At 70.1% G+C, this 25,843-nt stretch carries 22 protein-coding genes; 16 read left to right on the top strand and 6 right to left on the bottom strand.

All coding sequences use genetic code 11. From position 1 onward, the window contains the following. Positions 1-92 precede the first annotated feature (92 nt). The 10 genes from SPF06_RS02745 (at position 93) to SPF06_RS02700 (ending at position 11,992) form a co-directional block, all read left to right on the top strand. The gene (locus SPF06_RS02745; protein ID WP_323277383.1) at positions 93-1,826 is read left to right on the top strand and encodes a nitrite/sulfite reductase; all 1,734 of its coding nucleotides are present in this window, start codon (positions 93-95) and stop codon (positions 1,824-1,826) included. Then, positions 1,790-2,572: a phosphoadenylyl-sulfate reductase gene (locus SPF06_RS02740; protein WP_428985683.1), complete on the top strand. Its 783-nt coding sequence runs from the start codon at positions 1,790-1,792 to the stop codon at positions 2,570-2,572. Before SPF06_RS02745 ends, SPF06_RS02740 begins: the two co-directional genes overlap by 37 nt. A gap of 137 nt (positions 2,573-2,709) precedes the next feature. Further along, entirely contained in the window at positions 2,710-3,654 is a 945-nt protein-coding gene (gene cysD, locus SPF06_RS02735) for a sulfate adenylyltransferase subunit CysD (protein WP_428985701.1), read from the top strand. Then, positions 3,654-5,024: a sulfate adenylyltransferase subunit 1 gene (locus tag SPF06_RS02730; protein WP_323277380.1), complete on the top strand. Its 1,371-nt coding sequence runs from the start codon at positions 3,654-3,656 to the stop codon at positions 5,022-5,024. The genes cysD and SPF06_RS02730 overlap by 1 nt, the downstream gene beginning before the upstream one ends. A gap of 170 nt (positions 5,025-5,194) precedes the next feature. After that, on the top strand, positions 5,195-6,055 hold the full coding sequence (locus SPF06_RS02725; protein ID WP_323277379.1) for a hypothetical protein: 861 nt from the start codon (positions 5,195-5,197) through the stop codon (positions 6,053-6,055). Between the two features lie 207 nt (positions 6,056-6,262). Then, complete coding sequence (locus tag SPF06_RS02720; RefSeq protein ID WP_323277378.1) at positions 6,263-7,468, top strand: ABC transporter substrate-binding protein; 1,206 nt, start codon at positions 6,263-6,265, stop codon at positions 7,466-7,468. 9 nt (positions 7,469-7,477) lie between these two features. Beyond that, positions 7,478-8,203 (top strand): ABC transporter ATP-binding protein, encoded by a 726-nt coding sequence (locus SPF06_RS02715; RefSeq protein ID WP_323277377.1) that lies wholly within the window; start codon positions 7,478-7,480, stop codon positions 8,201-8,203. Then, positions 8,193-9,143 (top strand): ABC transporter permease, encoded by a 951-nt coding sequence (locus SPF06_RS02710; RefSeq protein WP_323277376.1) that lies wholly within the window; start codon positions 8,193-8,195, stop codon positions 9,141-9,143. The genes SPF06_RS02715 and SPF06_RS02710 overlap by 11 nt, the downstream gene beginning before the upstream one ends. A 31-nt stretch (positions 9,144-9,174) precedes the next feature. Continuing rightward, positions 9,175-10,419: a uroporphyrinogen-III C-methyltransferase gene (gene cobA / locus SPF06_RS02705; protein WP_323277375.1), complete on the top strand. Its 1,245-nt coding sequence runs from the start codon at positions 9,175-9,177 to the stop codon at positions 10,417-10,419. A 22-nt stretch (positions 10,420-10,441) separates the two neighbouring features. Then, on the top strand, positions 10,442-11,992 hold the full coding sequence (locus SPF06_RS02700) for an FAD-dependent oxidoreductase (protein WP_428985682.1): 1,551 nt from the start codon (positions 10,442-10,444) through the stop codon (positions 11,990-11,992). A gap of 124 nt (positions 11,993-12,116) precedes the next feature. On the opposite strand, the gene SPF06_RS02695 is transcribed toward SPF06_RS02700, so the two are convergent. The 5 genes from SPF06_RS02695 to SPF06_RS02675 form a co-directional block, all read right to left on the bottom strand. After that, positions 12,117-12,812: an ABC transporter ATP-binding protein gene (locus tag SPF06_RS02695; protein ID WP_323277373.1), complete on the bottom strand. Its 696-nt coding sequence runs from the start codon at positions 12,810-12,812 to the stop codon at positions 12,117-12,119. Next, the gene (locus SPF06_RS02690) at positions 12,809-14,542 is read right to left on the bottom strand and encodes a branched-chain amino acid ABC transporter ATP-binding protein/permease (protein ID WP_323277372.1); all 1,734 of its coding nucleotides are present in this window, start codon (positions 14,540-14,542) and stop codon (positions 12,809-12,811) included. Before SPF06_RS02690 ends, SPF06_RS02695 begins: the two co-directional genes overlap by 4 nt. A gap of 10 nt (positions 14,543-14,552) precedes the next feature. Then, complete coding sequence (locus tag SPF06_RS02685; RefSeq protein ID WP_323277371.1) at positions 14,553-15,413, bottom strand: branched-chain amino acid ABC transporter permease; 861 nt, start codon at positions 15,411-15,413, stop codon at positions 14,553-14,555. A 98-nt stretch (positions 15,414-15,511) separates the two neighbouring features. Beyond that, a complete protein-coding gene (locus tag SPF06_RS02680; protein WP_323277370.1) occupies positions 15,512-16,690 on the bottom strand; it encodes an ABC transporter substrate-binding protein in 1,179 nt (392 codons plus the stop codon). A 232-nt stretch (positions 16,691-16,922) separates the two neighbouring features. Then, on the bottom strand, positions 16,923-18,356 hold the full coding sequence (locus SPF06_RS02675) for a PucR family transcriptional regulator (protein ID WP_323277369.1): 1,434 nt from the start codon (positions 18,354-18,356) through the stop codon (positions 16,923-16,925). Between the two features lie 104 nt (positions 18,357-18,460). On the opposite strand from SPF06_RS02675, the gene SPF06_RS02670 reads away from it, so the two are divergent. From SPF06_RS02670 to SPF06_RS02645, 6 genes are all read left to right on the top strand, one after another. Beyond that, positions 18,461-19,891 carry an aminobutyraldehyde dehydrogenase gene (locus tag SPF06_RS02670; protein ID WP_323277368.1) on the top strand — a complete coding sequence of 477 codons (1,431 nt, stop codon included), beginning with the start codon at positions 18,461-18,463 and terminating at the stop codon, positions 19,889-19,891. A 55-nt stretch (positions 19,892-19,946) separates the two neighbouring features. Further along, positions 19,947-21,305: a 4-aminobutyrate--2-oxoglutarate transaminase gene (gabT, locus tag SPF06_RS02665; protein WP_323277367.1), complete on the top strand. Its 1,359-nt coding sequence runs from the start codon at positions 19,947-19,949 to the stop codon at positions 21,303-21,305. An 87-nt stretch (positions 21,306-21,392) separates the two neighbouring features. Then, positions 21,393-22,274, top strand: coding sequence for a universal stress protein (locus SPF06_RS02660; RefSeq protein WP_323277366.1), 882 nt, complete (start codon positions 21,393-21,395; stop codon positions 22,272-22,274). A gap of 43 nt (positions 22,275-22,317) precedes the next feature. Beyond that, positions 22,318-22,755, top strand: a complete 438-nt coding sequence (locus tag SPF06_RS02655) for an OsmC family protein (protein ID WP_323277365.1) — start codon at positions 22,318-22,320, stop codon at positions 22,753-22,755. Next, positions 22,752-23,456: a hypothetical protein gene (locus SPF06_RS02650; RefSeq protein WP_323277364.1), complete on the top strand. Its 705-nt coding sequence runs from the start codon at positions 22,752-22,754 to the stop codon at positions 23,454-23,456. The genes SPF06_RS02655 and SPF06_RS02650 overlap by 4 nt, the downstream gene beginning before the upstream one ends. Before the next feature lie 261 nt (positions 23,457-23,717). After that, positions 23,718-24,680 (top strand): type IV toxin-antitoxin system AbiEi family antitoxin domain-containing protein, encoded by a 963-nt coding sequence (locus tag SPF06_RS02645; protein ID WP_323277363.1) that lies wholly within the window; start codon positions 23,718-23,720, stop codon positions 24,678-24,680. 169 nt (positions 24,681-24,849) lie between these two features. Here the strand turns inward: SPF06_RS02645 and rarD are convergent, their stop codons facing one another. After that, positions 24,850-25,842 (bottom strand): EamA family transporter RarD, encoded by a 993-nt coding sequence (gene rarD / locus SPF06_RS02640; RefSeq protein ID WP_428985681.1) that lies wholly within the window; start codon positions 25,840-25,842, stop codon positions 24,850-24,852. Between the last annotated feature and the right edge of the window lies 1 nt (position 25,843).

Genomic DNA, 25,843 nt, shown 5'->3' with positions numbered 1-25,843 from the left:
CCGTGACGCGAATGCGAAGAAATGTTTCCCCCGGTGACATCGCATTGCACCCTCTCTGGGGACACGCCGAGGGTGGTCCGTACCCTCGAAACATGACTGATGCCACCCTCGCGCGCCCAGAACGTGCCTCTGCGAAGGCGGGCCGCCCGCGTTCTTCGAAGCCCAATGGGCAGTGGAAGGTCGACGGCACCGAGCCGCTCAACGCCAACGAGGTGTGGAAGCAGGAAGACGGCGGCCTGAGCGTCCGCGAGCGGATCGAGACGATCTACGCGAAGGGCGGGTTCGACTCGATCGACCCGACCGACCTCCACGGCCGCTTCCGCTGGTGGGGCCTCTACACGCAGCGCAAGCCCGGGATCGACGGCGGCAAGACCGCGACGCTCGAGCCCGAGGAGCTCGAGGACCGCTACTTCATGATGCGCGTCCGCATCGACGGCGGTGCGCTCACGACTGAGCAGCTCCGCGTGATCGGCGAGATCTCACGCGACTTCGCGCGCGGCACCGCGGACATCACGGACCGGCAGAACATCCAGCTGCACTGGGTCGAGGTCGAGAACGTGCCGGAGATCTGGCGGCGCCTCGAGGCCGTCGGCCTGCACACGACTGAGGCGTGCGGCGACGTGCCGCGCGTCATTCTCGGTTCCCCTGTCGCCGGGATCTCGGCCGACGAGATCATCGACCCGACGCCGCAGATCCGCGAGATCGCGGACCGCTACATCGGCGACGAGAGCTTCGCGAACCTCCCGCGCAAGTACAAGACCGCTATTACGGGCCACCCGAGCCAGGACGTGGTCCACGAGATCAACGACTTCGCCCTCGTGGGCGTCGTCCACCCCGAGCTCGGCCCGGGTTACGACCTGTGGGTCGGCGGCGGGCTCTCGACGGCGGCGCATCTCGCCGTCCGCCTCGGTACGTTCGTCGAGCCGTCGCGTGCCGCCGAGGTGTGGGCCGGCGTCACGAGCATCTTCCGTGACTACGGCTACCGCCGCCTGCGCAACCGCGCGCGCCTCAAGTACCTCGTGCAGGACTGGGGCGCCGAGAAGTTCCGCGAGGTGCTCGAGACCGAGTACCTCGAGTCCCCCCTTCCCGACGGTCCCGCCGCCGAAAAGCCGACGACGCCTGGGGACCACGTGGGCGTGCACGCCCAGAAGGACGGCCGCTTCTACGTCGGCGCGACGCCGACCGTGGGCCGCGTGTCCGGCGACGTGCTGCTCAAGCTCGCCGACCTCATCGAGGCCCACGGATCGCAGCGCCTCCGCACCACGCCGCACCAGAAGATCGTCGTGCTCGACATCGAGGAGGGCCGCGTCGAGTCGCTCGTCGCGGGCCTCGAGGAGATCGGACTCTACGCGAACCCGAGCCCGTGGCGGCGCTCGACCATCGCGTGCACGGGCATCGAGTTCTGCAAGCTCGCGATCGTGGACACGAAGGACACGGCGACGGCGGCTGTCGCTGAGCTGGAAAAGCGCTTTACACCTGAGACTGGGGCCAACGAGCTGCTCAAACCTCTAACTCTGCACGTCAATGGCTGCCCGAACTCGTGCGCCCGTATCCAGACCGCGGACATCGGGCTCAAAGGCCAGCTTCTGCCCGACGGCAACGGCGGCCAGACGCCTGGCTTCCAGGTGCACCTCGGCGGCGGCCTCGCCTCCGAGATCCGCTCGGAGGCCGGAACGGGCCGCACGGTCCGCGGCCTCAAGGTGACGACCGAGGACCTTCCGGATTACGTCGAGCGCGTCACGCGGAGCTACCTCGCGGGCCGCGCCGACGAGAACCAGAGCTTTGCCGAATGGGCCCTCGCGGCCGACGAGGAGGCACTCCAGTGACCACAGAGTCTTCGGGTAACCCGCCCACCCACCCGGGCAAGCCCGCCAAGCGTTCCGCGGAGGAGCTTCGTGCCCTCGCCGAGGCTGGCGCGGCCGAGCTCGGCTGGGACGCTTCCGCCGAGGAGGTCATCGCCTGGGTAGCGAAGAACTTCGCGACCGAGGCGACCGCCGTCGCCTGTTCGATGGCCGATGCCGTGCTGCCCGCGCTCGTCGCGGACCAGCTGCCCGGCGTCGACGTCCTCTTCCTCGACACCGGGTACCACTTCCCGGAGACGTACCAGACGCGGAACGAGGTCGCCGAGAACCTGCGCGTCAACATCGTGGACGTGCTCCCGAAGCGGACCGTCGCCGAGCAGGACGCCGCGGAAGGCAAGGACCTCTTCGCCCGCGACCCCGCCCGCTGCTGCGCGCTCCGAAAGGTTGAGCCGCTGCAGCGAGTGCTCGCGGGCTACGAGCTGTGGTTCACGGGCGTTCGCCGCGACGAGGCGCCCACCCGGACCAACACGCCGCTCGTGACGTTTGACGAGAAGAACGGCCTCGTCAAGGTCAACCCGGTCGCGCCGTGGACGTTCGACCAGCTCGTCCAGTACTCGGAAGACAACATCCTGCCCGTCAACCCTCTCCTTGCCCAGGGGTTCCTCTCGATCGGCTGCGCGCCGTGCACTCGCGCCGTCGCCCCAGGAGAAGACCCCCGAGCCGGCCGCTGGTCCGGAACCGACAAGACAGAATGCGGACTCCACGTATGAGCACCTACACCAACGAGAGCCTCGGCGCGGTCGGGGAGCTGAGCGAGGCTGACGTGCCCACTGAGGCTGGAGCGGGCAATGCCGCCCCGGCAGTGGCATCGGGCCTGCCTGAGCGGGACGGATTGCCGCTTGCGGCAATGCCGTCCCGCGAAGGGGCGGGGGCGGCATCGCCCGCGGAAGCCGGAGCTGCCCACCTCGGGCTCCTCGACGCGCTCGAGGCCGAGTCGATCCACATCATCCGCGAGGTCGTTGCGGAGTTCGAGCGTCCCGCCATGCTGTTCTCGGGTGGCAAGGACTCGGTCGTCATGCTGCACCTCGCGGCCAAGGCCTTCTGGCCCGGCAAGATCCCGTTCCCCGTGCTGCACGTGGACACGGGCCACAACTTCCCCGAGGTCCTCGACTTCCGCGACCGGACGGTCGCGCGGTTGGGCCTCAAGCTCGTGGTGGGCTCCGTGCAGGAGTACATCGATCGCGGCGAGCTCCAGGAGCGCGCCGACGGCACGCGCAACCCGCTGCAGACCGTCCCGCTGCTCGATACCATCGCGGCCAACAAGTTCGACGCCGTGTTCGGCGGCGGCCGCCGCGACGAGGACAAGGCCCGCGCCAAGGAGCGCATCCTCTCGCTGCGCGACGAGTTCGGCCAGTGGGACCCGCGCAACCAGCGCCCCGAGCTGTGGAACCTGTACAACGGCCGCCACACCGTGGGCCAGCACGTGCGGGCGTTCCCGATCAGCAACTGGACCGAGCTCGACATCTGGCGCTACATCGAGCGCGAGGGCATCGAGCTGCCGAGCATCTACTACGCGCACGAGCGTGACGTGTTCCGGCGCGACGGCATGTGGCGCGCCGTGGGCGAGGTGAGCCTGCCACGGCCGGACGAGGACGTCGTCGTGCGCACTGTGCGCTACCGCACGGTCGGCGACATGTCCTGCACGGGTGCCGTGCTCTCGGACGCGTTCACCGTCTCTGACGTTGTGCGCGAGGTCGCGGCCTCGACCCTCACCGAGCGCGGCGCGACCCGCGCCGACGACCGCATTTCCGAGGCGGCGATGGAAGACCGCAAGAAGGACGGGTACTTCTGATGACTGCCGAAACAACCCTCGAACAGGGCACTGTGCCTTCCGGAACGTTGTTCCGGTTCGCGACCGCCGGATCGGTCGACGACGGCAAGTCCACGCTGGTGGGCCGGCTCCTCCACGACTCGAAGGCGATCCTCGCCGACCAGCTCGACGCCGTGGCCCGCACCTCCGAGGCGCGCGGCTTCGGTGGGGAGAAGGGCGGGCTCGACCTCGCGCTGCTCACAGACGGCCTGCGCGCCGAGCGCGAGCAGGGCATCACGATCGATGTCGCGTACCGCTACTTCGCGACCGACCGCCGCACGTTCATCCTCGCGGACTGCCCGGGCCACGTGCAGTACACGAAGAACACGGTGACGGGGGCTTCCACGGCCGACGCCGTCGTCCTCCTCATCGACGCGCGCAAGGGCGTGCTCGAGCAGACGCGACGGCACCTCTCCGTCGCGGCGCTCCTGCGCGTGCCGCACGTCGTCGTCGCGGTCAACAAGATCGACCTCGTGGACTTCTCCGAGACTGTCTTCTCGGCGATCTCTGCCGATGTCGCGCGAGTTGCCGCTGAGCTCGGCCTGCGCGAGGCGGTTGCCGTGCCGGTGTCGGCGCTCGACGGCGACAACGTCGTGGACCGCTCGGACCGCACCCCGTGGTATACGGGCCCGACCATGCTCGAGCTGCTCGAGACCCTGCCCGGCACGGACGAGCTCGACGACGCCCAGGAGGCCTTCCGCTTCCCGGTGCAGACGGTCATCCGTCCGCAGGGTGCGCTCGCGCCAGGCCTCGACGAGGGCGAGTTCCGCGACTACCGCGCGTACGCGGGCCAAGTCACGGAGGGCATCGTGCGCGTGGGTGACCGCGTCTCCGTGGTGACCCCGGGCCAGACCGCTCGCGAGACGACGGTGGTGGGCATCGACGTCGCCGGTCGCTCGCTTGAGGAGGCCGCCGCGCCGCTCTCGGTCGCGCTGCGCCTCGCGGACGAGTTCGACGTCGCGCGCGGCGACACCATTGCCGCCGCCGGGACGCTGCCCGAGAGCACCGCGGACCTCTACGGCTCGCTGTGCTGGCTCTCGACCAAGCCCCTGCGGGAGGGCGCCAAGGTTCTCGTGAAGCACGGGACGTCCACGGTGCGCGCCCTCGTGCGCTCGGTGACGGGCAAGCTCGACCTTGACAGCTTCGAAGTCGCCCCCGCCAACGGCCTCGAGCTCAACGACATCGGCGAGGCCCAGCTCCGGCTCGCCGCTCCGCTCCCGCTCGAGCCGTACGCGGCCCACCGCCGCACCGGTGCCTTCCTCGTGATCGACCCGCAGGACGGCTCGACGCTCGCCGCGGGCATGGTGCGCCCCCACCCGGGCGACACGGAGGACGAGCGGTACTGGATCTAGGCCCGCGCCCGCTCGGCGCGCCCCAGGCGAACGACGACGGCGCCCGTCACCTCGCGGTGGCGGGCGCCGCTGCCTTTGCGTACCGGCCAAGAGGTTTGGCCCGCGGCGCCCGGGGCCTTCGCGTACCGACTACTCGTGACGGGGAACGGACCGCGGGCTCTACTTGACCTATGGAGTCAGCGGCTCACGCTGCCTGGAACAACTTCGAAGAATTCGATCTCTCGGCCACGCTCACGAAGCTCAACCGGGTGAAGGCCAAGAACCGGGCACGCTTGGCCAACTCCGAACTGACGCGTGCCTTTCTGAACTCGGCGCTCGCGCTGTCCGAATTCCTCTTCGTCGAGGACGCGGACACCGTGCCCGAAAGCGGGCCGCCGACCTTCGACTATCTCTCGCGGCCCCGCATCGTTCTGCGGGCCCAGGTGGAGTTTCCGCACCTCTCGCCGACGGTGGCCAAATTCCGTGATCGCTGGCCCAGCCATCACGACTTTCTTGACGACTTCATCGCCTACGCCATGCTGACGCTGCAGCACTCCGTGCAGCACGCCCTCATCGCGTGGTCGGAGGCCTTGCTCGGCGGCGGCGCCGACTTCGCGACGGCGGTGCACCGCGTGGCCTACGAGGGCGCCCATCTGATTCTCGGTCTACCCGCGTATCGCCTCCGGCTGCTCTCGGTTGCCTCCGCGTCCGCAGATCACGACGTCTCCGACGCGCTCAAGCGGATGTACGCCTCGCTCGCAGATTCGTGGTCCGACCTGTACGGTCGCGTAGCCGAGGTCTACGGGTTCACGCTGCGGCGCGGACTTTCGGTGCAGGAGTTCACCATCATCCTCCAGGCGGTCTCGGAGGGGCTCTGTGTGCGGCTGCTCGCGGGCCTCGATGAGCCCCTCGTCAACGACGAGACGTACGAGTCGATTCTCGGAAAGGCGGCCTTGGCCCTTTTTGTCTCCCTCGTGGACAACGGGGACGGCCTGACCATCGAGCAGGCCGCGAATGAGCGCTTTTCCGGCAGGGGCGGGCGAACGACGTAGCGCGGGGTGCACCCTGTGTGACGCTGCGTGACGCACCGTGACTGACCATGACCGGGCCCTTGGGCCGCCGGAAGGCCGTCCCTAGGCTGGAAGGCATGTTCCGCAGAATCATGACCCGCGCCATGGGGCGAATGCCCCGATGTCGGGCCCGTCGTTAGGCCCAGCCGACCTTCCGACCCTTCCCTGCGAGCATTCCGAGGACTCCCCATGAGCAAGAGCCCCACTCCCGACACCCAGATCGAGACCGAGCCGAAGACCGTCCGCATCACCGCCGAGACTCACACGAAGGGCGCCAAGCGTGGCCGCGGCCTGTGGATCGGAGTCGGCGCCGTCGTCGTCGCCCTCCTCGCGGCGAGCGCCGCGTTCCTGACCGCCAACGCCAACCAGGCCGCAAGCCAGCCCGGTCAGACCGCCGCGGCCCAGACCGGCACCCCCGCGGCGCAGCTCAAGCTCGGCTACTTCGGCAACGTCACGCACGCCCCGGCGCTTATCGGCGTCGGGCAGGGCCTCGTCGCGAAGGCCCTCAAAGACGCCGGAACGAACTCCCTCACGACCCAGGTCTTCAACGCCGGGCCCGCCGCGATCGAGGCCCTCAACGCGGGCGCGATCGACGCCGCCTACCTCGGGCCGAACCCCGCCATCAACTCGTTCGTCCAGAGCCACGGCGAGTCCGTCGCGGTCATCGCGGGCGCGGCGGCGGGCGGCGCCCAGCTCGTCGTCAAGCCTGGGATCTCCTCCGCGGCGGACCTCAAGGGCAAGAAGCTTGCGACGCCCCAGCTCGGCGGGACGCAGGACGTTGCCCTGAGGGCCTGGCTCGCGAAGCAGGGCCTCAAGACGACGCCTAATGGCACCGGCGACGTCACGATCAACCCGACCGACAACGCCCAGACCCTCAAGCTCTTCCAGAACGGCCAGCTCGACGGCGCATGGCTGCCCGAGCCGTGGGCGTCCCGCCTCGTGCTGCAGGCGGGCGGCAAGGTCCTCGTCGACGAGAAGGACCTGTGGGACGGCTCGCAGACCGGCAAGCCGGGCCTCTTCACGACGACGATCCTCATCGTGAGCAAGAAGTTCGCCGCCGACCACCCGCAGACCGTCGAAGCGCTCCTCAAGGGCCACGTCGCCGCCGTCGACTGGCTCAACAAGGCCACCCCGGCGGAGAAGGCGCAGGCCGTCAACGCAGGCCTCAAGGCGGCCGCGGGCCAGGAGCTCCCGGGCGACGTCATCGACCGGGCCCTCGCGAACATCACGTTCACCACCGATCCGCTCGCGGGAACGTACCCGAAGCTGCTTCAGGACGGCGTCGACGCGGGCGTCACGAAGCCCGCCGACCTCCACGGGCTCTTCGATCTCAGCATCCTCAACCGGATCTCGGGCCAGGCGAAGGTCAGCGCCGCAGGGCTGGGACAGGACTAGGAGCCACGCATGACGGTACTGCTCGAGAACCTCGGCAAGCGTTTCGGCGACGGCGCGCCCGTCCTTGACGGCGTCACCGCAACGATCCGCACGGGCGAGTTCGTGGCCCTGCTCGGCGCGTCCGGGTGCGGCAAGTCGACGCTGCTCAACATCATCGCGGGCCTCGAGCGGCCGTCCGCGGGCGCCCTCGAGGTGCCCGCGGATGGCGCCGCGTTCATGTTCCAGGACGCCGCGCTCTACCCGTGGCTCACGGCGCGCGGCAACGTCGAGCTCGCGCTCAAGCTGCGCGGCGTCGAGAAGGCCGAGCGGCGCGCCCGCGCAATCGAGCTCCTCGACCTCGTCCACCTCGGCGAGGCCGCGGACAAGCGCCCGCACGAGCTCTCGGGGGGCATGCGCCAGCGCGTCGCCCTGGCCCGCGCACTGAGCCAGGACCGCGAGGTCCTCCTCATGGACGAGCCGTTCGCCGCCCTCGATGCCATCACCCGGGACCTCCTCCACGAGGAGCTCACGCGCATTTGGCGCGAGACCGGCCGCACGATTATTTTTGTCACCCACAACGTGCGCGAGGCCGTGCGCCTCGGGCAGCGCGTCCTCCTGCTCTCGTCCCGCCCGGGGCGCGTGGTGAGCGAGTGGGACGTGCCCGGCGTCGTCAAGGACGACGCCGCTGCTGTCGCCGCCCTGACGGCGGACATCACGACCCGCCTGCGCGAGGAGATCCGACGCCATGGCAAGTAATGTGACCGAACTCGACCGTCCCCCGCGGGCGGCGGGAGCCGACGCAGTCCCCGCGCCCGAGGAGGTGGCCGTGCCGATCGAGGCATCTGCCGACGAGCTCCGCGCCCTCGAGGCCGGCCTCGACGAGCTTCAGTCCGAGCGTTCCCTCCGGCAGCGCGACTGGAGCCGCGTCCTGCTCCCGGTTGGCGCCGTCGTCGTCCTCCTCCTCGTGTGGCAGATCGTCGCGTCCCTCGGCCTCAAGCGGCACGACCTCGTGCCCGGCCCGCTGGACGTCGCCGCGACTCTCGGCCAGCTGTGGCAAGAAGGCCAGGTACAGCAGGCCATCGCGACCTCGCTTGGCCGCGGCCTGCTCGGCTTCGTCGTCTCGGTGCTCGTCGGCACGCCGCTCGGGCTCCTCCTCGCTCAGGTCAGGCCGCTGCGCCGCGCGTTCGGACCGCTCGTCTCAGGGCTCCAGGTGCTCCCATCTGTCGCGTGGGTTCCCGCCGCAATCATCTGGTTCGGGCTCACGGACGGGACCGTGTACTTCGTGGTGCTCATGGGCGCGATCCCGTCGATCGTGAACGGGCTCATTGCGGGCGTCGACCAGATCCCGCCCCATTACCGTTCGGTCGCGAAGGTTCTGGGCGCGTCGCGGCTCGAACTCGCGCTCCAGGTCATCCTGCCGGCGTCGCTGCCCGGCTACGTGGCGGGGCTCAAGCAGGGCTGGGCGTTTTCGTGGCGCTCGCTCATGGCGGCGGAGATCATCGCCGTCGGCGGCTCGCTCGGCTTCGGGCTCGGCTCGCTCCTCGACCAGGGGCGCACGCTGAGCGACATGGGGATCGTCATGGGTGCGATCCTCGCGATCCTCGCGGTCGGGATCCTTGTCGAGCTCGTTGTGTTCGGGCCCGTCGAGCGGCGCTTGTTGCTTCGCCGCGGGCTACTTGCGGGGGGGAGCAGATGATGCGCCAGGGGCTACTTGCGGGCGGCTCGCGATGAGCGGCCGCGACCTGTTCCCCACGTCGCTCCGGCTCCTCGGCAAGCCGGTCCTCGTCGTCGGCGCGGGCCGGGTTGCGGGGCGCCGGGTCCGCGCGCTTCTGGACGCGGGCGCCGTCGTCACCGTCGTCGCGCCTGAGGCGGGCGACGACGTCGCTCGCCTCGCGGACGCTGGCCTCCTCACGTGGGTGCGCCGCGACTACACGACGTCGGATCTCGACGGCGCCTGGTTCGCCCAGACTGCGACGGGTGTTGCCGAGGTCGACGCGCGGGTCGCCGCCGACGCCGAGGCGCGCCGCGTATGGTGCGTCAATGCCTCCGACCACGAGACTTCGACCGCGTGGACGCCTGCTTCCGCACGCGTCGATGACGTGACGGTCGCGGTCAACGCCGGGGGAGACCCTCTCCGGGCCAAGGCCCTCAAGGACGCGATCGTGCTCGCGCTCCAGACCGGCCGGCTGCCGCTGCGGCGGCATCGCTCGGGGGCCGGGCGCGTCGCGCTCGTGGGCGGCGGCCCGGGAGACTCCGGGCTCATCACCGTGCGCGGCCGCCAGCTGCTCGCGGAGGCGGACGTCGTCGTCGCGGACCGGCTCGGGCCGCGCGGGCTGCTCTCGGAGCTTCCCGACTCTGCCGAGGGCGGGCCCCGCGTGATCGAGGTCGGGAAGGCCCCCGGCGCTCACAGCGCGACGCAGGACGAGATCAACCGGATCCTCGTCGACGAGGCGCGGGCCGGGAACGTCGTGGTGCGGCTCAAGGGCGGTGACCCGTACGTGCTCGGCCGCGGCGGCGAGGAGGCCGAGTTCTGCCGCGCGCATCGCGTGGACGTCGAGGTGGTGCCAGGAGTCACGAGTGCCATTTCGGTGCCTGCGGCCGCCGGGATCCCCGTCACCCACCGCGGGCTCGCGACGGGCTTCAGCGTCGTGACGGGCCACGAGGAACTCACTGAAATCCCTGCCCGGCCCGACCACACCGTCATTCTGCTCATGGGCGTGCGCCGGCTTGCGCACTCCGTCAAGCAGCTCCGCCACCGAGGGCTGCCGGCAAGCACGCCCGTCGCGATCGTCGAGAGCGGCTGGACCCCGCAGCAGCGCGTCACGATCGGGACTCTCGGGACCATTGCCGAACAGGCCGCGGCTGTCGGCGTCGCGAACCCGGCCGTGATCGTGATCGGGGACGTCGTCAGAGTTTCCCCCTACGCGCCAGCACACTTCCGAACCCACCAGCCCTTTCACGCCCACCCCTAACGACTGCTCCGTAACTGTCGTTATGAGCCGTCAAAACGACAGTTACGCAGCAACGGATCACCCACAACGAAGGAACACCGCAGTGTCGAACACCAACCCCGCCCCCGCCCGCGGCACCGCGGAGCGCGGTTCTGTGCAACGGCCGTTGCGTATCGCCGTCGTCGGCTCCGGCCCGGCCGGCGTCTACGCCGCGGACCTCCTCACGAAGAGCGCGCCGGTCGCCTCGGGCGAGCTCACGCTGAGCATCGACCTCTTCGACCGCTACCCGGCGCCGTACGGCCTCATCCGCTACGGCGTGGCTCCGGATCACCCGCGCATCAAGGGCATCGTGAACGCCCTGCACAAGGTCCTCGACCGCGGCGACATCCGCTTCTTCGGAAACGTCGACTACGGCACGGACCTCTCGCTTGAGGACCTCCAGCGCCACTACGACGCCGTCATCTTCGCGACGGGCGCCATCAAGGATGCGGACCTCAACATTCCGGGCATCGAGCTCGAGGGCTCGTTCGGCGCGGCCGATTTCGTCTCGTGGTACGACGGCCACCCGGACGTCTCGCGCGAGTGGCCGCTCGACGCGAAGGAGATCGCGGTCATCGGCAACGGCAACGTCGCGCTCGACGTCGCGCGCGTCCTGTCGAAGCACGCAGACGAGCTCCTCGTGACCGAGATCCCGGACAACGTGTACCGGATCCTCAAGGAGTCGCCGGTCACGGACGTCCATGTGTTCGGCCGCCGCGGCCCCGCGCAGGTCAAGTTCACCCCGCTCGAGCTCCGCGAGCTCTCGCACTCGCACGACGTTGACATCGTCCTCTACCCCGAGGACTTCGAGTTCGACGAGGCCTCCGACCGCGAGATCCAGAGCAACAACCAGGTCAAGACCATGGTCGGCACGCTGACCAACTGGATCGCCGAGCAGCCCGAGGAGCTCTCCGAGCTCACGGCGTCGCGCCGCCTGCACCTGCACTTCCTGCACAGCCCGGTCGAAATCGTCGACTCGGCCGAGACGCCCGGCCGTGTGGCTGGCATGCGCTTCGAGCGCACCGAGCTCGACGGCACGGGCAACGTCCGCGGCACGGGTGAGATCCTCGAATACCCGATCCAGGCCGTCTACCGGGCGATCGGCTACTTCGGCTCGTCGCTTCCCGACGTCGAGTTCGATCACCGCCGCGGCGTCGTCCCGAACGACGGCGGCCGTGTCCTCGATGCCGACGGCGCCTTCGTGCCGGGCGTCTACACGACCGGTTGGATCAAGCGTGGTCCCGTGGGCCTCATCGGCCACACGAAGGGCGACGCGCTCGAGACCATCGGCCACATCCTCGACGCCCGCGAGGAGCTGCCGTCCGCCGTCGAGCCTGAGGAGGCAGCCGTCGTCGCCCTCCTCGAGGGGCGCGGCGTCGACTACACGACGTGGGAGGGCTGGCTCGCCCTCGACGCGCACGAGAAGGCGCTCGGCGCCGCGGCCGAGCCGGCCCCGACGCACAAGGGCGCCGTCGCGCGCGAGCGCGTCAAGGTCGTCTCCCGCGAGGAGATGGTCGCGATCTCGAACGACGGCGCGGCGGTCACCGCGGGCTGAGCCCGTTCATCCGTCACCTTTCGTGGGTGACCTCGCGTTCAAGGGTCACGTTCCGTTGGTTCAACCAGCGGGACGTGACCCTTGAACGTTGGCGCACGAGCAGGACGTGACCCCTGGACGTGGGTCACCCGCCGCCGAGGTACGCGCGGTGCAGGAGCTCGGAGTCGTCCCGGAGCGCGGCGGCGGGGCCGTGGTAGCCCACCTTGCCGCCCGCCACGACGAGGGCCTCCTGCGCGATGCCGAGTGCGAGGTGCGTGAACTGCTCGACGAGCAGCACGCCGGCTCCGGCCTGCGCGAGCTCCTCGACGTACGGCAGGAGCCGCATGAAGACGACGGGCGCGAGCCCGAGCGACATCTCGTCGATGAGCAGGACCCGCGGCTTCGCGGCGAATGCCCGCGCGAGCACGACCATCTGCTGCTCGCCGCCCGAGAGGAGCGCGGCTGGAGAGTTGATCCGCTTCTCAAGCTCGGGGAACCGCCCGATTGCCGCGTCCAGGTCCGCCCCCGTGCGCGCTGTCAGTGACAGGTTCTCGCGTACGGTCAGGGACGGGAACACGGCGCGGCCCTGCTCGATGTGCAGGAGGCCGCGCCTGACCCTCGCCACACGGGAGAGCCTCTCGACGGGCTCGCCGTCGAGCAGGATGCGTCCGCCCGAGATCCCGACGACCCCCGAGATGCCATCGAGCAGGCTCGTCTTGCCGGCACCGTTGGGGCCGACGAGCGCGGTCACCTCGCCGCGACCGACGGCGAGCGAGACGCCCGAGATGACGGGGCCGGCACCGCGGCTCACCGTGACGTTGTCGAGCACGAGGGAACTCACAGCATCTCCGTTTCGCCCATGTAGGCCTTGATGACGGCGGGATTCGCGAGGACCTCGTCCTGCGGCCCGCTCGCGAGGACCCTGCCGAAGTCGAGCACGGTCAGCTGGCTGCAGACGGCGCGCACGAGGTCGAGGTCGTGCTCGATGAGCACCACGGACATCCCATACGTCGAGGGCAGCGTCCGCAGCCGCTCGCCGAGGGCTACGTGCTCTTCGTGGGAGAGGCCGGCGGCCGGCTCGTCGAGCACGAGCAGGCTCGGCTTCGCGGCGACGTTGGCGGCCACTTCGATGAGCCTCCGCGTCCCGATGTCCGCGCTCGAGAGTCGGGTCCCCGCGGGCGGGCACCCGAAGAAGCCGAGGACGTCGGCGAGCTCGGCGTCGCTCACGTGCCGCCGCGCCACGAAGCGCACGTAGGCGCCGACTGTGAGCGACGGCGGCACCCGGTCCTGCTGGAACGTGCGGCGCAGCCCGAGCCGCGCGCGGTGCGTGGGGGAGAGGCCGTTGAGGTGCGTGCCGCCGAGGCGCATCGTGCCGGTCGCGCGGGGCAGGAACCCGGAGATCGCGTCGACGAAAGTCGACTTGCCCGCGCCGTTCGGCCCGATGAGCCCCATGACGGTTCCCGCGGGCACTTCGACGCTCACGTCATCGAGCGCCTTGAGGGCGCCGAACTGCACCGTGAGATGGTCGACGGCGAGCGCGAGCCCACCCGCTGGGCGCTCGCCCCGCGTGATCCCTGCGGGAGCGGACGACGACGGCGCCGGGCTCGGCGACGCGGGTGACGCCCCGCCGTCGTGCGTGCCCTTGCCGCGGCGCGTCCACCACGCGGCGCGGAGCTCCTCGCCGAGGTTGGTGCCGCTCGTGAGGGCCTGGACGCCGAGCGCGCCGAAGATCACGAAGCCCCAATCCTGCGGGATGCCGAAGCGCTTGAGGAGCTCGGGCACGAGGACCCACATGATGCCGCCGAACACGGCCATGTCGATGAGCTGGGTGCCGCTCATGACGGCGAGCACGTACAGCGCGAGCGACTGGATCGGGGTGAAGCTCGAGGCGTACGGGAGCTGGACCTGCCCCGCGAGGAGTCCCCCGGAGATGCCGGCGAGGGCCGCGGAGACGGCGAACGCCGTGAGCTTGGCCGTGCGGACGCTCTGCCCGACGGCCGCCGTGCCGCGCTCCGAGAACGCGACCGACTTCCAGCTCGCGCCCCACCGGCTGCGCTGGAGCCAGAAGACGCCGAGCGCGCACACCACGAGGACGATGACGCTGAAGAAGAAGAACTCGCGGTCGTCCGAGAACGCGTCGGGCCGCTCGACGGGGATGCCGTCTTTCGACCCGGGGAACTGGATCTGCTGGAGTGTGACGTCGGCCGCCGCGGCGAAGCCGAGCGTGACGACGGCGAGGTTGACGCCGCGCAGACGGAGCGCGGGCAGTCCGACGAGGATCCCCACGGCGCCCGCGGCGATCCCGCCCGCGATGAGCCACACGATGAAGCCGCCGGGGGCCTCCATGACGTTGAACAGCGAGACGACCCACGCCCCGACGGCGGCGAAGGTCAGCTGGCACAACGCGATCATGCCGGCCGAGCCGGTCACGATGCCGAGGCCGAGGAGGGCGAGCGCGGCCGTGACGGCCGAGACGGCGAAGAACACGAAATAGCCCGAGAGCGAGATGCTCAGGGTGTACCCCACGAGGAGGGCCGCGACGGCGGCGAGCAACGGCCGGCCGGCGCGCACGAGGCTGGGATTAGCGCGCAGAGTCCCACACCTCCTTTCGCTGCGTCCAGAGCAGCAGCACGACGATGAACAGGAAGGGGAGGAAGTTGCGGATGAGCGCGACCTCCTCGATCTGGGCCACGAGGCCCGAGAGCACCCCGAGCGCGAGGCCGCCGACGACGGCGAGGCCGGGCCGCGTGAAGCCGCCGAGGAGCGCTGCGGCCGAGGCCGGGACGATGAGCATGGCGAGGCTCGTCGCATCGTTCGACTGCGAGGGGGCCACGATGACGATCGCGATCGCGCTGATCACGCCGGTGGCCGCCCACACGGCGATCGAGAGCGGCTTGGACGGGATGCCGAGCAGCTCGGCTGTGGTCGGCCGTTCGGAGAGCGCGCGGAGCTGGGTCCCGACGGCCGTCCGGGTGAGGATGAGCTGCACGGCGACGGCGACGACGACGGCGAGCAGGACCATCGCGACGGTCACCTGGCTCACGACGACGCCGCCGAGCTCGAACGCCGGGCCGCCGAGGATGGGGCTGAACGGCTGGGGCTTGTTCCCGAACAGGATGAATGAGAGCGAGATGAGCGCCAGGAGCGGCCCGACGGTCATGGCGGAGCGCGCCGTCGTGCTCGCTTCGGAGAGCCACGTCGCGGCGATCCACCCGATCGCGGCGGAGAGCAGGCCCGCGAGCACGATCCCGAGCAGGGAGCCGAGCCAGATCGGAAGCCCAGCGGCCGTGACGAGCCAGACGGCGACGAACGCGCCGAACATGCCCGTCGCGGCCTGTGAGAAGTTCACGACCCGGACGAGCCGGGACATGAGTGTGAGGCACACGGCGAGCGCGGCATAGAGTCCCCCGGCGGCGAGGCCGGCGAGCGCGCCTTGCAGCATTGGACTTTCCTTCTTTCGATCCAGGGACGGTGACGTGAAGCGCGAGGGGCGAGCCGTCGTCGTCGGCCCGCCCCTCGCGGCGCAGCGCTGCTGGGGCGCTACTGCGGGAGCTTGATCCAGTCGGATCCGCTCGACTGCCACGCGTTCGTGCCGCTCGCGAGCTTGATCGGCCAGGCGGCCGTGTTGTTCGCGTGGCTCGCGGCGGTGCCGAACGTGTACGGCGTGCCGACCATCGGGTTCTGGATGGGCTGCAGCTCGTGGAGGGCCTTCGTGACGGATTCGCGCGTGATGTCCCCCTTGATGCCCTGGAGGGCTTGGATGAGGTACTTCGCGGCGAGGAAGCCGCCCTGGCTGAACGAGGTGAGCGGGATGTTGTTCTTCGCCATGAGGTCGCGCCATTCCTTGTTGGCCTGGTTCGACGCGTCGGTGAACGGGTAGAACTCGGCTGGCACGTAGATGCCCGCTCCGGCGTTCGAGACGGCCTTTGCGAAGTTGTCGCTGTAGACGCTCGTGAGGTACAGCCACGTGACGTCGTTCCAGCCCTGGGCGTTCGCGGCCTTGACCTGCGCGACGGCGTCGGGCTCGATCGCGTTGATGGCGACCGACTTGCAGCCCGCGTTCTTGGCCTTGACGATGTACGGCGTGAAGTCGGACGCCCCGACCTGGACCGTGTCGTCGATGTAGAACGGCTTCTTGCCGGTTGCCTTCGACCACGCATCGATCGCGCCCTGGTACGCCGGGCGCGTCGATCCGGCGATCTCGAGGAGCACACAGATCTTGTCGAGGTTGAGCTTCTCCGAGCCGTAGTAGAGGGTCAGCGCCATGTCGTTGTACGGGCCGACGTTCGCGGGAGAGATGTTCGGGCTGCTGAAGCATCCCGGGTCGACGCCGATGCCGGGGATCGAGAGGATCTTCTCCTGCTCGTAGTACTTCTGGTTGACCTGGCATTCGAGGAGGCTCGCCGAGCCCGCGAGCGCCACAGCGCTGTCGCTGCCCACGAGCTCGCGGGCGCTCGCCGAGGCCGTCGCCGGGTCGCCCTTGTCGTCGAACGTCTTGTAGTCGATCTTCCGGCCGTTGAGGCCGCCGGCCTGGTTGAACGCGTCGAAGACCGCGGCGGCGGCCTGGCTCGCCTCGGGGAAGGTCGCAGGGCCGCTGCGGGTGTTGATCGAGCCCACGACGATGGGGGAGTTCGAGGAGCCGCTGCTCGCTCCGCCGCAGCCGCTCAGCACCAAGGCGGCCGCGGCGAGAGCCGCAACGCCGATCACGCGTCGATTCATCGGATATCTGCCTCTCGATTGCCGCTATTTCAGGGGGATGCGGCGTTATTGCGGCCCGCTCGTGCGGGTCGCCGTTGATGCGATGAGAAGCAGTGTCCACCGCTCGGTGGGCGGGGGACATGTCGTTGAGCGCAAGACGCTTGACTGTCCGGGCACGGGTGTGTCGGGGATCACCCTCGGGAGGTGACCTCTGGATGGCGGCCCGCCGTTCCGGGGGTCACCCCCGTGGGTGTCAGGCGCGGGCCACCCTCCGCACCGCGAGGGCGAGGTAGAGCTGGACGCGGTCGGCGGTCACAGCCGGATCGTAGCCCGTGAGCTCGGCGATCTGCGCGAGCCGGTAGCGCACGGTGTTCCGGTGCAGGCTCAGCTCGTCGGCGACCGCCGCGACGGAGCCGTTGAGGTTGAGGTACGCCTCGAGCGTGTGCACGAGTTCCGATCCGTGCTGCTTGTCGAAGCGCACGAGCGGCCCGATGGCCTCGCCCGCCATGTCCGCGAGCGGAACGTCCTCGCTCGAGAGCAGGAGCGAGGTCAGGCTCAGCCGCTCGGGCTCGTTGACCTCGAGCCCGCGGGCCGCGGCTTCCTTGGACTCGAAGTAGCTCCACCGCAGTCCGTTCGGCTTCGTGTAGCTCCCGCCGATCCCGATCGTCGCGTGGATGCCCGCCTCGACGAGGTGGTCCGCGAGGTTCCGTGCGAGCTTGGGCGCGCGCCCGCCGTCGTCCTCGACCACCACCACAAGGTCGTGGTCGACCATTGCACTCACGGCGCCGTCGAGCGTTGCGGGCAGCGTCGTGCCGCGGAGGTTCTTGTGGTGCGCGGCCGACTCCGCGAGCAGCACGACGTTGCGCCGCGTCGAGTTGACGCCCACCCCGGCGAGGCGGCGCGACGCCTCGTCCGTGTCGAGGGCTCCGCGGACGACGTCGGCCATCACTTGCCCCGCGAGCGCCCGCTGGGCCTGGCGCTGCTTCGTGAGGTTGTTGAGCTCGATGCTGATGAGATTCTGCGCGTAGCCGACGATGCCGGAATCGTCGAAGGGCTTCTTGGCCCACAGGGTGCACGCGTCGCGGCGGCCCGTCGGCACGGGGAACGGGACCCAGCGGTCCATGGTCGGGGCGCCGGCGTCCTTGCTGCTTGAGTAGAGCTCGGCGGTGAACTGCGTGAGCACGAGTTCCGTGCCGAGCATCCCGCCGAGGTGCTTGAGCAGCTCGGGCAGCCCGCCGCCAGTGAGGAGGGAGCGCGCGAGGACCTGGTGGTCCGCGATGAGCCGCTCGAGCTTCGCGAAGTGGTCCGCCGAGTGCGAGTCGGCGACGAGCTTCCCGAGCGCGATGAAGGGCGTCTGGTAGGGGACCTCGATGACGGGCAGGCCCCAGCGGTTCGCCTCGGCCACGAGGGCTGCCGGGACTGTATCGTGCCCGAGGCCAACGCCGAAGCCGATGCCGACGGCGCCCGCGCGCTGGAGCACGCGGACGAACCGCCGCTGCTCCTCGGCCGTGCGCTGCCGCACGCCGGTCGTGAGGACGAGCTCCCCGCCGGTCAGGAACATCGCGGGATTCTCCTGCTCCGTGACGGCGACCCACGCGATCTCCCGTTCGAGCGTCGACGTCGCGGAGCCGGCGAGGGAGAGCCCGAGGCCGGGCGCGCTGAGCAGTGCGGACAGGGTCAGGGCCATGCGTGGATTATAGAGCGGGCGCTAGTCGATCGCACGATAAGTCGCTTCCAGTCCAGTGCATTCGGCCATACAGCTTGTGGCGTGGGTCGCCTTAGTCTCGGAACATGCTCCAGACCCTGCAGAACTTCATCGACGGCGAGTTCGTGACCCCCGTCGGTGCCGAGGTCCTCGACGTCGTCAACCCGGCGAACGGCGAGGTAGTCGCAAAGGCACCCATCTCCGTGCGCGACGACGTCGATGCCGCCATGGCCGCCGCCGAGGCCGCGTTCGCGACGTGGAAGCACGTGACCCCGGGCGAACGCCAGCGCCTCCTCCTCAAGCTCGCCGACGCGATTGAGGCCGCGAGCGAAGAGCTCGTCGAGGCCCAGCACCGCAACACGGGCCAGGTCCGCTCCCTCATCGCCTCGGAAGAGGTCGCGGCGGGCGCCGACCAGCTCCGCTTCTTCGCAGGGGCCGCGCGCCTCCTCGAGGGCAAGTCGGCGGGCGAGTACTTCGAGGGCCACACGTCCTTCGTGCGCCGCGAGCCGATCGGCGTCGTCGCCCAGGTCGCGCCGTGGAACTATCCGTTCCTCATGGCCATCTGGAAGATCGGCCCCGCCCTCGCGGCCGGCAACACGGTCGTCCTCAAGCCTTCGGACACGACGCCCGAATCGACCCTCGTCCTCGCGCGCCTCATCCAGGGGATCTTCCCCGCCGGCGTCGTCAATGTCGTCCTCGGCAACGCGGCCACGGGCTCGCTCATGGTCGAGCACCCCGTCCCTGGCCTCGTCTCGATCACGGGCTCGGTCCGCGCGGGCATCGCGGTCGCGACCGGCGCCGCGAAGGGCCTCAAGCGCTCGCACCTCGAACTCGGCGGCAAGGCCCCCGCCGTCGTCTTCGCGGACGCGGACCTCAAGAAGTCGGCCGCCGCGATCGCGGAGTTCGCGTTCTTCAACGCGGGCCAGGACTGCACGGCGATCACGCGCGTCCTCGTCGAGGAAGCCGCCCACGACGAGTTCGTGCGCCTCATGGTCGAGCACACGAAGACGCTCGAGACCGGCCACGCGAACGACGCCGAGAACTACTTCGGCCCGCTCAACAACGTCAACCATTTCAATGCCGTCAACCGCGTCGTCGAGTCCCTGCCCGACTACGCGACGGTCGAGACTGGCGGCCACCGCGCGGGGGAGAAGGGCTTCTTCTTCGAGCCCACGATCATCACGGGCGTCCACCAGGATGACGATGTCGTGCAGAAGGAGACGTTCGGCCCCGTCGTCACGGTCCAGAAGTTCACGACCGAGGCCGAGGCCGTCCAGCTCGCGAACGACGTCGAGTACGCGCTCGCCTCGAGCGTCTGGACCTCGAACCACGGCCGCGCGATGCGCCTCGCGCGCGACCTCGACTTCGGCGCCGTGTGGATCAACACCCACATCCTGCTCACCGCGGAGATGCCGCATGGGGGCTTCAAGCAGTCCGGCTACGGCAAGGACCTCTCCATGTACTCCGTCGAGGACTACACCCGGGTCAAGCATGTCATGAGCAGCTTGGATGCCTGAGGCCATATCGATGCCTGAGCTCGAGCCCCTCCGCGAACCAGAAAGGAACCCCTCCATGGACATCACCTACCGCCTCGAGCAGAAGCGCCAGGTCCTCAAGGACTTCCCCGGCCCCAAGTCCCTTGAGCTCGCCGCCCGCCGTGCCGCGAGCGTCGCGAAGGGCGTCGCCTCGACCGTCCCGGTCTACGTGGCCGACGCCGACGGCGGCATCATCCACGACGTCGACGGCAACTCGTTCATCGACTTCGGCTCGGGGATCGCGGTGACGACCGTCGGGGCGTCGGACGCGGCCGTCGTCGGCGCCGTCAAGGAGCAGGTCGAGCACTTCACGCACACGTGCTTCATGGTCTCCCCCTACGAGGGGTACGTCGCCGTCGCCGAGAAGCTCAACCAGCTCACGCCCGGCGAGCACGAGAAGCGCACCGTCCTGTTCAACTCGGGCGCCGAGGCGGTCGAGAACGCCGTCAAGATCGCGCGCGTCGCGACGGGCCGCAACGCCGTCGTCGCGTTCGACCACGCCTACCACGGCCGCACGAACCTCACGATGGGCCTCACCGCGAAGGCCATGCCGTACAAGTACGGCTTCGGCCCGTTCGCGAGCGAGATCTACCGCGTGCCGATGAGCTACCCGTTCCGCGAGGAGAACCCGCAGATCACGGGAAAGGAGGCCGCCGAGCGCGCGATCCTCATGATCCAGAAGCAGATCGGCTCCGACCAGGTCGCGGCCATCATCATCGAGCCGGTCCAGGGCGAGGGCGGCTTCATCGTCCCGGCTGAGGGCTTCCTCCCGCGCATCGCGGAGTTCGCGAAGGAGAATGGGATCGTCTTCATCGCGGACGAGGTGCAGTCCGGCTTCTGCCGCACGGGCGAGTGGTTCGCCGTGCAGCACGAGGGCGTCGTGCCGGACCTCATTACGACGGCGAAGGGCATCGCGGGCGGCATGCCGCTCTCCGCGGTGACCGGCCGCGCCGAGCTGCTCGACGCCGTCCACGGCGGCGGCCTCGGAGGCACGTACGGCGGCAACCCCGTCGCGTGCGCCGCGGCGCTCGCAGCCATCGAGACGATGGAGACGCAGGACCTCCGCGGCCGCGCCCGCGAGATCGAGTCGATCGTCAAGGGCCGCCTCGGGACGCTTCGCGACGAGCTCGGCGACGGCATCATCGGCGACCTCCGCGGCCGCGGCGGCATGCTCGCGATCGAGTTCGTCAAGAAGGGCAGCGCGGGGACGACGAAGCAGCCCGACGCCGAAGTCACGAAGAAGATCGCCGACTACTGCCTCAAGGAGGGCGTCATCATCCTCACGTGCGGCACGTACGGCAACGTGATCCGCCTTCTCCCGCCGCTCGTGATCGGCGACGAGCTGCTCGCCGACGGTCTCGACGTCCTCGAGGCCGCGATCCGCGCCAATTCCTGACTCCGCTCGCGAGACCGACGACGGCGCGCCCTCACCAAGGGCGCGCCGTTGTCGTAGAGTCTGCTGTGTCACGCAGGGAGGTTGCACATGCGGTACGTCGTCGGCTACCAGCCGGATGAGCGGGGCGCGGACGCCGTCGCCCTCGGGATCGCGATCGCCCGGGCCCAGGGCGCCAAGCTCGATCTCATGCTCGTGCTCGGCGAGAACGCCCCGTACGTCGCGGCGAACCCCGACGGAGCGCGCGTCAGCCCGGAGGAGCGGCAGGTCCTCGAGGCGCAGCGGACCGCGCTCGGCATGGTCCCCGCGGACGTCGCGGCCGAGTTCCACGTGCGCCAGGGCAGCTCCTTCGCGGCCGTCCTGATCGAAGCGGCCGTCGAGTTCGAGGCCGCGCTCATCATCGTGGGGGCCGCGAGCAACGGCCTCTTCAAGCGCTACACCGTGGGAAGCGTCGCGAATTCGCTCCTCCACGCGTCGCCCGTCCCCGTCGCCCTCGCGCCGCGCGGCTATCACCGCACCGCGCCCATCGAGCGGCTCACGGCGTTCATCGGGCGACGGCGGGGAGCGGACGCCGCCGTCGACGTCGCCCTCGTCGCCGCGGGCCGGCGCAACGTGCCGCTCCGCTTCGTCTCGCTCGTCGAACTCGACAGGCCTTTCGGGGCCAATGGGCACGGCGAGAACATCAACGCCGCGCATCGGCACGCGAACACCGTGCTCGAGGAGGCCGCGCATCGGCTCCCGCACGGGCACGAGGCGAGCGTCGCCGTCGCCCATGGACGGACGCTCGAGGCCGCCGTCGACAGCCTCGATTGGCGCGACGGCGAGCTCGTGATCATCGGCTCGAGCCGCCTGGCCCAGAAGCACCGGATCTTCATCGGTTCGACGGCCAACAAGATCCTGCGTTCGCTGCCCGTTCCGCTCGTCGTGGTCCCGCTCGAATACGAGGGCGCCGAGTCGCGCCCGCTCGGCTGAGACGGGGCTGGGCAAGGGCCCCGCAACGGCTCATGATGGTCGCATGGATTTCGCGGCAAGCATCGCGACGGCGAGCCCCGACGACGCGCGGATCCCGGTGCCGACGGCGGATCTGCTCATCCAGCACCACAAGACTCGCGCGGCCCGAGTCTCGGTCGGGGTGCCGACGGGCGGCCATATGCTCCACCTCGCGGTCGCGACGTGCCTCTTCAACGACCTCCACACGGCGGCCGCCCGCGCGGGCCTGAGCCTCGGGCCCGTGGCCGTCCGCGCGGCCGGTGGGTTCGACGAGACGCTCACGTCCTCGACTGGAATCGTGCTCGAGGTCGAGGTGACCGGCGACGCCGACCCCGAGGAGCTCCGCACCCTCGTCCTGGAGACCTTCGAGGTCTCGACCGTCGCGAGCATCCTGCGGGAGAGCACGAGCGTAGAGATCACGCACATCACCGCGCGGACGACGACGGCGAGCGGCTCCCCGTGACCGCCGACCCGCACGCCCTGCCTCCCCGCACCTTCGCCGACGCCGCGCCGAGCGAGCCGGAGTTCCGCGAGGTTCCGGCCGCCGTCGTCGTCCAGATCCTCGCGACCGAGCACTGGAGCCTTCTCGCGACGCGCAGCATGCTGTGGAGCGAGCTCATGAGCCGCATCTCGATCCACCTCACGGTCTCCTCTGCCGCGCTTGTCGTGCTCGCCCTCGTCGCGCAGGCCACGGGGTTCGGGCCCGGGTTCTGGGTCATGGCCGTGGGGCTTTCGTCGGTGCTGCTCATTCTGGGCACGCTCACGCTGCTGCGCGTGACGCTCGGGAGCGTCGAGGACCACCGGCTCGTGGCGGGCATGAACCGCCTGCGAGGAGCGTACGGCGAGCTCGACCCGTCCGTCCTCGACCGCTTCGTGACCTCGGCGCGCGACGACAGCGCCGGCGTCGCCGCGACGTACTCGCTCGGTGCGCCGCGCCCGATGTTCTTGCAGGCCTACTCGAGCACGCTGTTCTTCCTCGCGTGCTTCAACGCCATCGTCGCGGGGACGCTTGCGGCCATCGTGACGTTCGTGTCCGGCGGCTCGACCGTCCTCGTGGCGACGCTCGGCGTCGTCGGCCTCGTGGCCTACGCCGGGGGGCACTCGTTCATGGCGCGCCGCCTGTTCAAGGGGACGGAGGGGCGTAGGGCCGTCCCTGCAGCGTGACGGTCTCTCGGGGGCGTGGCCGCCCGTCCTGCGCATAACCGTGCCTTGCCCGCATAACCGTCCCTTGGCGGCATGACCGTGCCTTGCCCGCATAACCGTCCCTTGGCTCGTGATATGGGGGACGGTTATGCCGCTCAGGGACGGTTATGCGGCGTCACGACGTTGTGGGTCCCGCGCGAGGACGCCGGGCGGTGCCGGACGTTATCCACATACGGCCCTCCGACCGCGCGCCGAGGGCACGAGATGGGCAAGACTGCGCTCATGGCACCCCTCGAGCTCACGACGTTGCTTGACACACGATGGCCCGCGCTGAGAGTCGCTTCGACGGAACAGCTCAACGCCGCCGGCCTCGATGAGCGCGCGTTGGCCGCAGCCGTCCGGGACCGCGTCCTGGTCCGGGTCCGGCGGGGCGTCTACGTTCGCCGGACGCTGTGGCAATCGCTGACGCCCTGGGAGAGGGACCATCTGCGGATCGAGGCGCACTGGCTCGCAGGCCGCGGCTCCTCCGTCTACAGCCATGTCTCGGCGGCCCGCCTCCTGGGCTGCTCGACCTGGGGCGTTGGCCCCGAGATCCATGTCACCGTGCCGTATTCGGTGTCGCGCGCGAGCCACGGTCGCGACGTGTCACCCCACCGCTTCGCCCTGCCAGACGACGACGTCGTCGAGGTTCCGCTGGGGCTGGGGCAGATCGCGCGGGCCACGTCCCTCGAACGCACGGTGGCGGACTGTGCGCGGACGCTCGACGTTGAACGCGCGGCGATCGTGGGCGACCACGCGTTGCGGCTCGGAGCGAGCCTCGAAGGCATCCGTGCCGCGGCGGACCGCACGGGCGCGAGTCGAGGGGCCCGCCGCATCGAGCGGCTCTCGAGCCTGCTCGACGGCCGGTCCGAATCGCCCGGTGAAACCCGAACGCGCCTTGCGCTCCTCGCCGCGGGGCTTCCCGCACCCGAGCTTCAGTTCGAGATTTCCACGTCGGCAGGCCGCTTTCGTGCTGACTTCGCGTGGCCCGACGTCCTCGTGATCCTGGAGTTCGACGGCGAGGCCAAGTATTTCGACTATCGCCCGACTGACGCCGTCCTCCTCGCCGAGCGCCGCCGCGAGAACGCGCTTGTCGACGAGGGATGGACCCTTGTCCGAGCCCGATGGGCCGATCTGTCGATCCCCGGCGCGATCCCAGCCAAGGTCTTCGCTGCGTTCGAACGGGCCCGACGGCTCGCCGGCTGACCGGTTTCCGGTCCTGGCGGCCATCGCGCGGCTGCATAACCGTCGGTTGGCGGCATGACCGTCCCTTGGCTCGCGATACAAGGGACGGTCATGCCGCTCAGGGACGGTTTTTCGATCTCGCTGCGGTGATCGGATCCCACGCATGCAGTCGACGCCCCGGCGCCGCAGCCTACGCCGCGGACGCCGCCTCGGCGCGTGCCTGTGCGGCGCGAACTGCGCTGCGGCGCCGGCGCGTCGCGAGCAGCATGTCCCCGGTGAGGACGACGAGCGCGAGCCACACGATCCCGAAGCCGACCCACCGCTCAGGGCCCATGTGCTCGCCGAGCACCGTGACAGCGAGGATGAACTGGAGCAGCGGCGCCATGTACTGCAGCATGCCGATCGTCGACATCGGCAGCCGCCGCGCCGCAGCGCCGAAGAAGAGCAGGGGAACCGCCGTCACGACGCCGCTGAGCGCGAGCAGGCCAAGGTGGCCCGGCCCGTGGCCGAACAGCGTGAGCGATCCCGCGGCGCCGAGCCAGCCGATGGCTGCGAGAGCGAGGGGCGCGAGCACCACCGTCTCGACCGTGAGGCTCGTGACGGCCGTCACTGTCGCCCCGACGCGGTTCTTGACGAGGCCGTAGAAGCCGAAGCTGAACGCGAGGATGAGGGCGATCCACGGAACGCGCCCGTACGCGATCGCGAGCACGAGCACGGCTGCGAAGCCGATCCCGACCGCGGCCCATTGGAGCGGGCGGAGCCGTTCCTTGAGCACGAGGACGCCGAGCAGCACACTCACGAGCGGGTTGATGAAGTACCCGAGCGAGGCCTCGATCGTCTGGCCGCTCAGCACGCCGTACGTGTAGGTGAGCCAGTTGACAGCGATGAGGATGGCGGCGAGCGTCAGGGCGCCGAAAGTCCGGCGCGAGCGGAAGGCGGCCGTGAGCGCGCGCCACGAGCGCGTCGCCGAGATGAGCACGAGGCAGACGACGACGGAGAACACGACCCGGTCCGCGACGATCTCCACCGGGCCGGCCGGCATAAGCGTCATGAAATAGAGCGGAAGCAGGCCCCAGAGCCCGTAGGCCCCGATCCCGTAGAGCAGGCCGGCCGTGGGCGACGAGGCCGTGCGGCTCGTGCCGAAGTTTCGGGCAGTCTGCTGGGGCTGGGCGTCGGGCGTCACG

The sequence above is a fragment of the Sinomonas terricola genome, assembly GCF_034931225.1.
Taxonomy (GTDB): domain Bacteria; phylum Actinomycetota; class Actinomycetes; order Actinomycetales; family Micrococcaceae; genus Sinomonas; species Sinomonas terricola.
The sequence above is the reverse complement of the archived record's forward strand: the minus strand, read 5'-3'. Positions and strand labels throughout refer to the sequence as shown.

Coding starts and splice junctions, on each gene's coding strand:
- SPF06_RS02745 (WP_323277383.1), top strand. CDS start 93: ATGACTGATGCCACCCTCGCGCGCCCAGAACGTGCCTCTGCGAAGGCG.
- SPF06_RS02740 (WP_428985683.1), top strand. CDS start 1,790: ATGGGCCCTCGCGGCCGACGAGGAGGCACTCCAGTGACCACAGAGTCT.
- cysD (WP_428985701.1), top strand. CDS start 2,710: ATGCCGTCCCGCGAAGGGGCGGGGGCGGCATCGCCCGCGGAAGCCGGA.
- SPF06_RS02730 (WP_323277380.1), top strand. CDS start 3,654: ATGACTGCCGAAACAACCCTCGAACAGGGCACTGTGCCTTCCGGAACG.
- SPF06_RS02725 (WP_323277379.1), top strand. CDS start 5,195: ATGGAGTCAGCGGCTCACGCTGCCTGGAACAACTTCGAAGAATTCGAT.
- SPF06_RS02720 (WP_323277378.1), top strand. CDS start 6,263: ATGAGCAAGAGCCCCACTCCCGACACCCAGATCGAGACCGAGCCGAAG.
- SPF06_RS02715 (WP_323277377.1), top strand. CDS start 7,478: ATGACGGTACTGCTCGAGAACCTCGGCAAGCGTTTCGGCGACGGCGCG.
- SPF06_RS02710 (WP_323277376.1), top strand. CDS start 8,193: ATGGCAAGTAATGTGACCGAACTCGACCGTCCCCCGCGGGCGGCGGGA.
- cobA (WP_323277375.1), top strand. CDS start 9,175: ATGAGCGGCCGCGACCTGTTCCCCACGTCGCTCCGGCTCCTCGGCAAG.
- SPF06_RS02700 (WP_428985682.1), top strand. CDS start 10,442: ATGAGCCGTCAAAACGACAGTTACGCAGCAACGGATCACCCACAACGA.
- SPF06_RS02685 (WP_323277371.1), bottom strand. CDS start 15,413: ATGCTGCAAGGCGCGCTCGCCGGCCTCGCCGCCGGGGGACTCTATGCC.
- SPF06_RS02680 (WP_323277370.1), bottom strand. CDS start 16,690: ATGAATCGACGCGTGATCGGCGTTGCGGCTCTCGCCGCGGCCGCCTTG.
- SPF06_RS02675 (WP_323277369.1), bottom strand. CDS start 18,356: ATGGCCCTGACCCTGTCCGCACTGCTCAGCGCGCCCGGCCTCGGGCTC.
- SPF06_RS02670 (WP_323277368.1), top strand. CDS start 18,461: ATGCTCCAGACCCTGCAGAACTTCATCGACGGCGAGTTCGTGACCCCC.
- gabT (WP_323277367.1), top strand. CDS start 19,947: ATGGACATCACCTACCGCCTCGAGCAGAAGCGCCAGGTCCTCAAGGAC.
- SPF06_RS02660 (WP_323277366.1), top strand. CDS start 21,393: ATGCGGTACGTCGTCGGCTACCAGCCGGATGAGCGGGGCGCGGACGCC.
- SPF06_RS02655 (WP_323277365.1), top strand. CDS start 22,318: ATGGATTTCGCGGCAAGCATCGCGACGGCGAGCCCCGACGACGCGCGG.
- SPF06_RS02645 (WP_323277363.1), top strand. CDS start 23,718: ATGGCACCCCTCGAGCTCACGACGTTGCTTGACACACGATGGCCCGCG.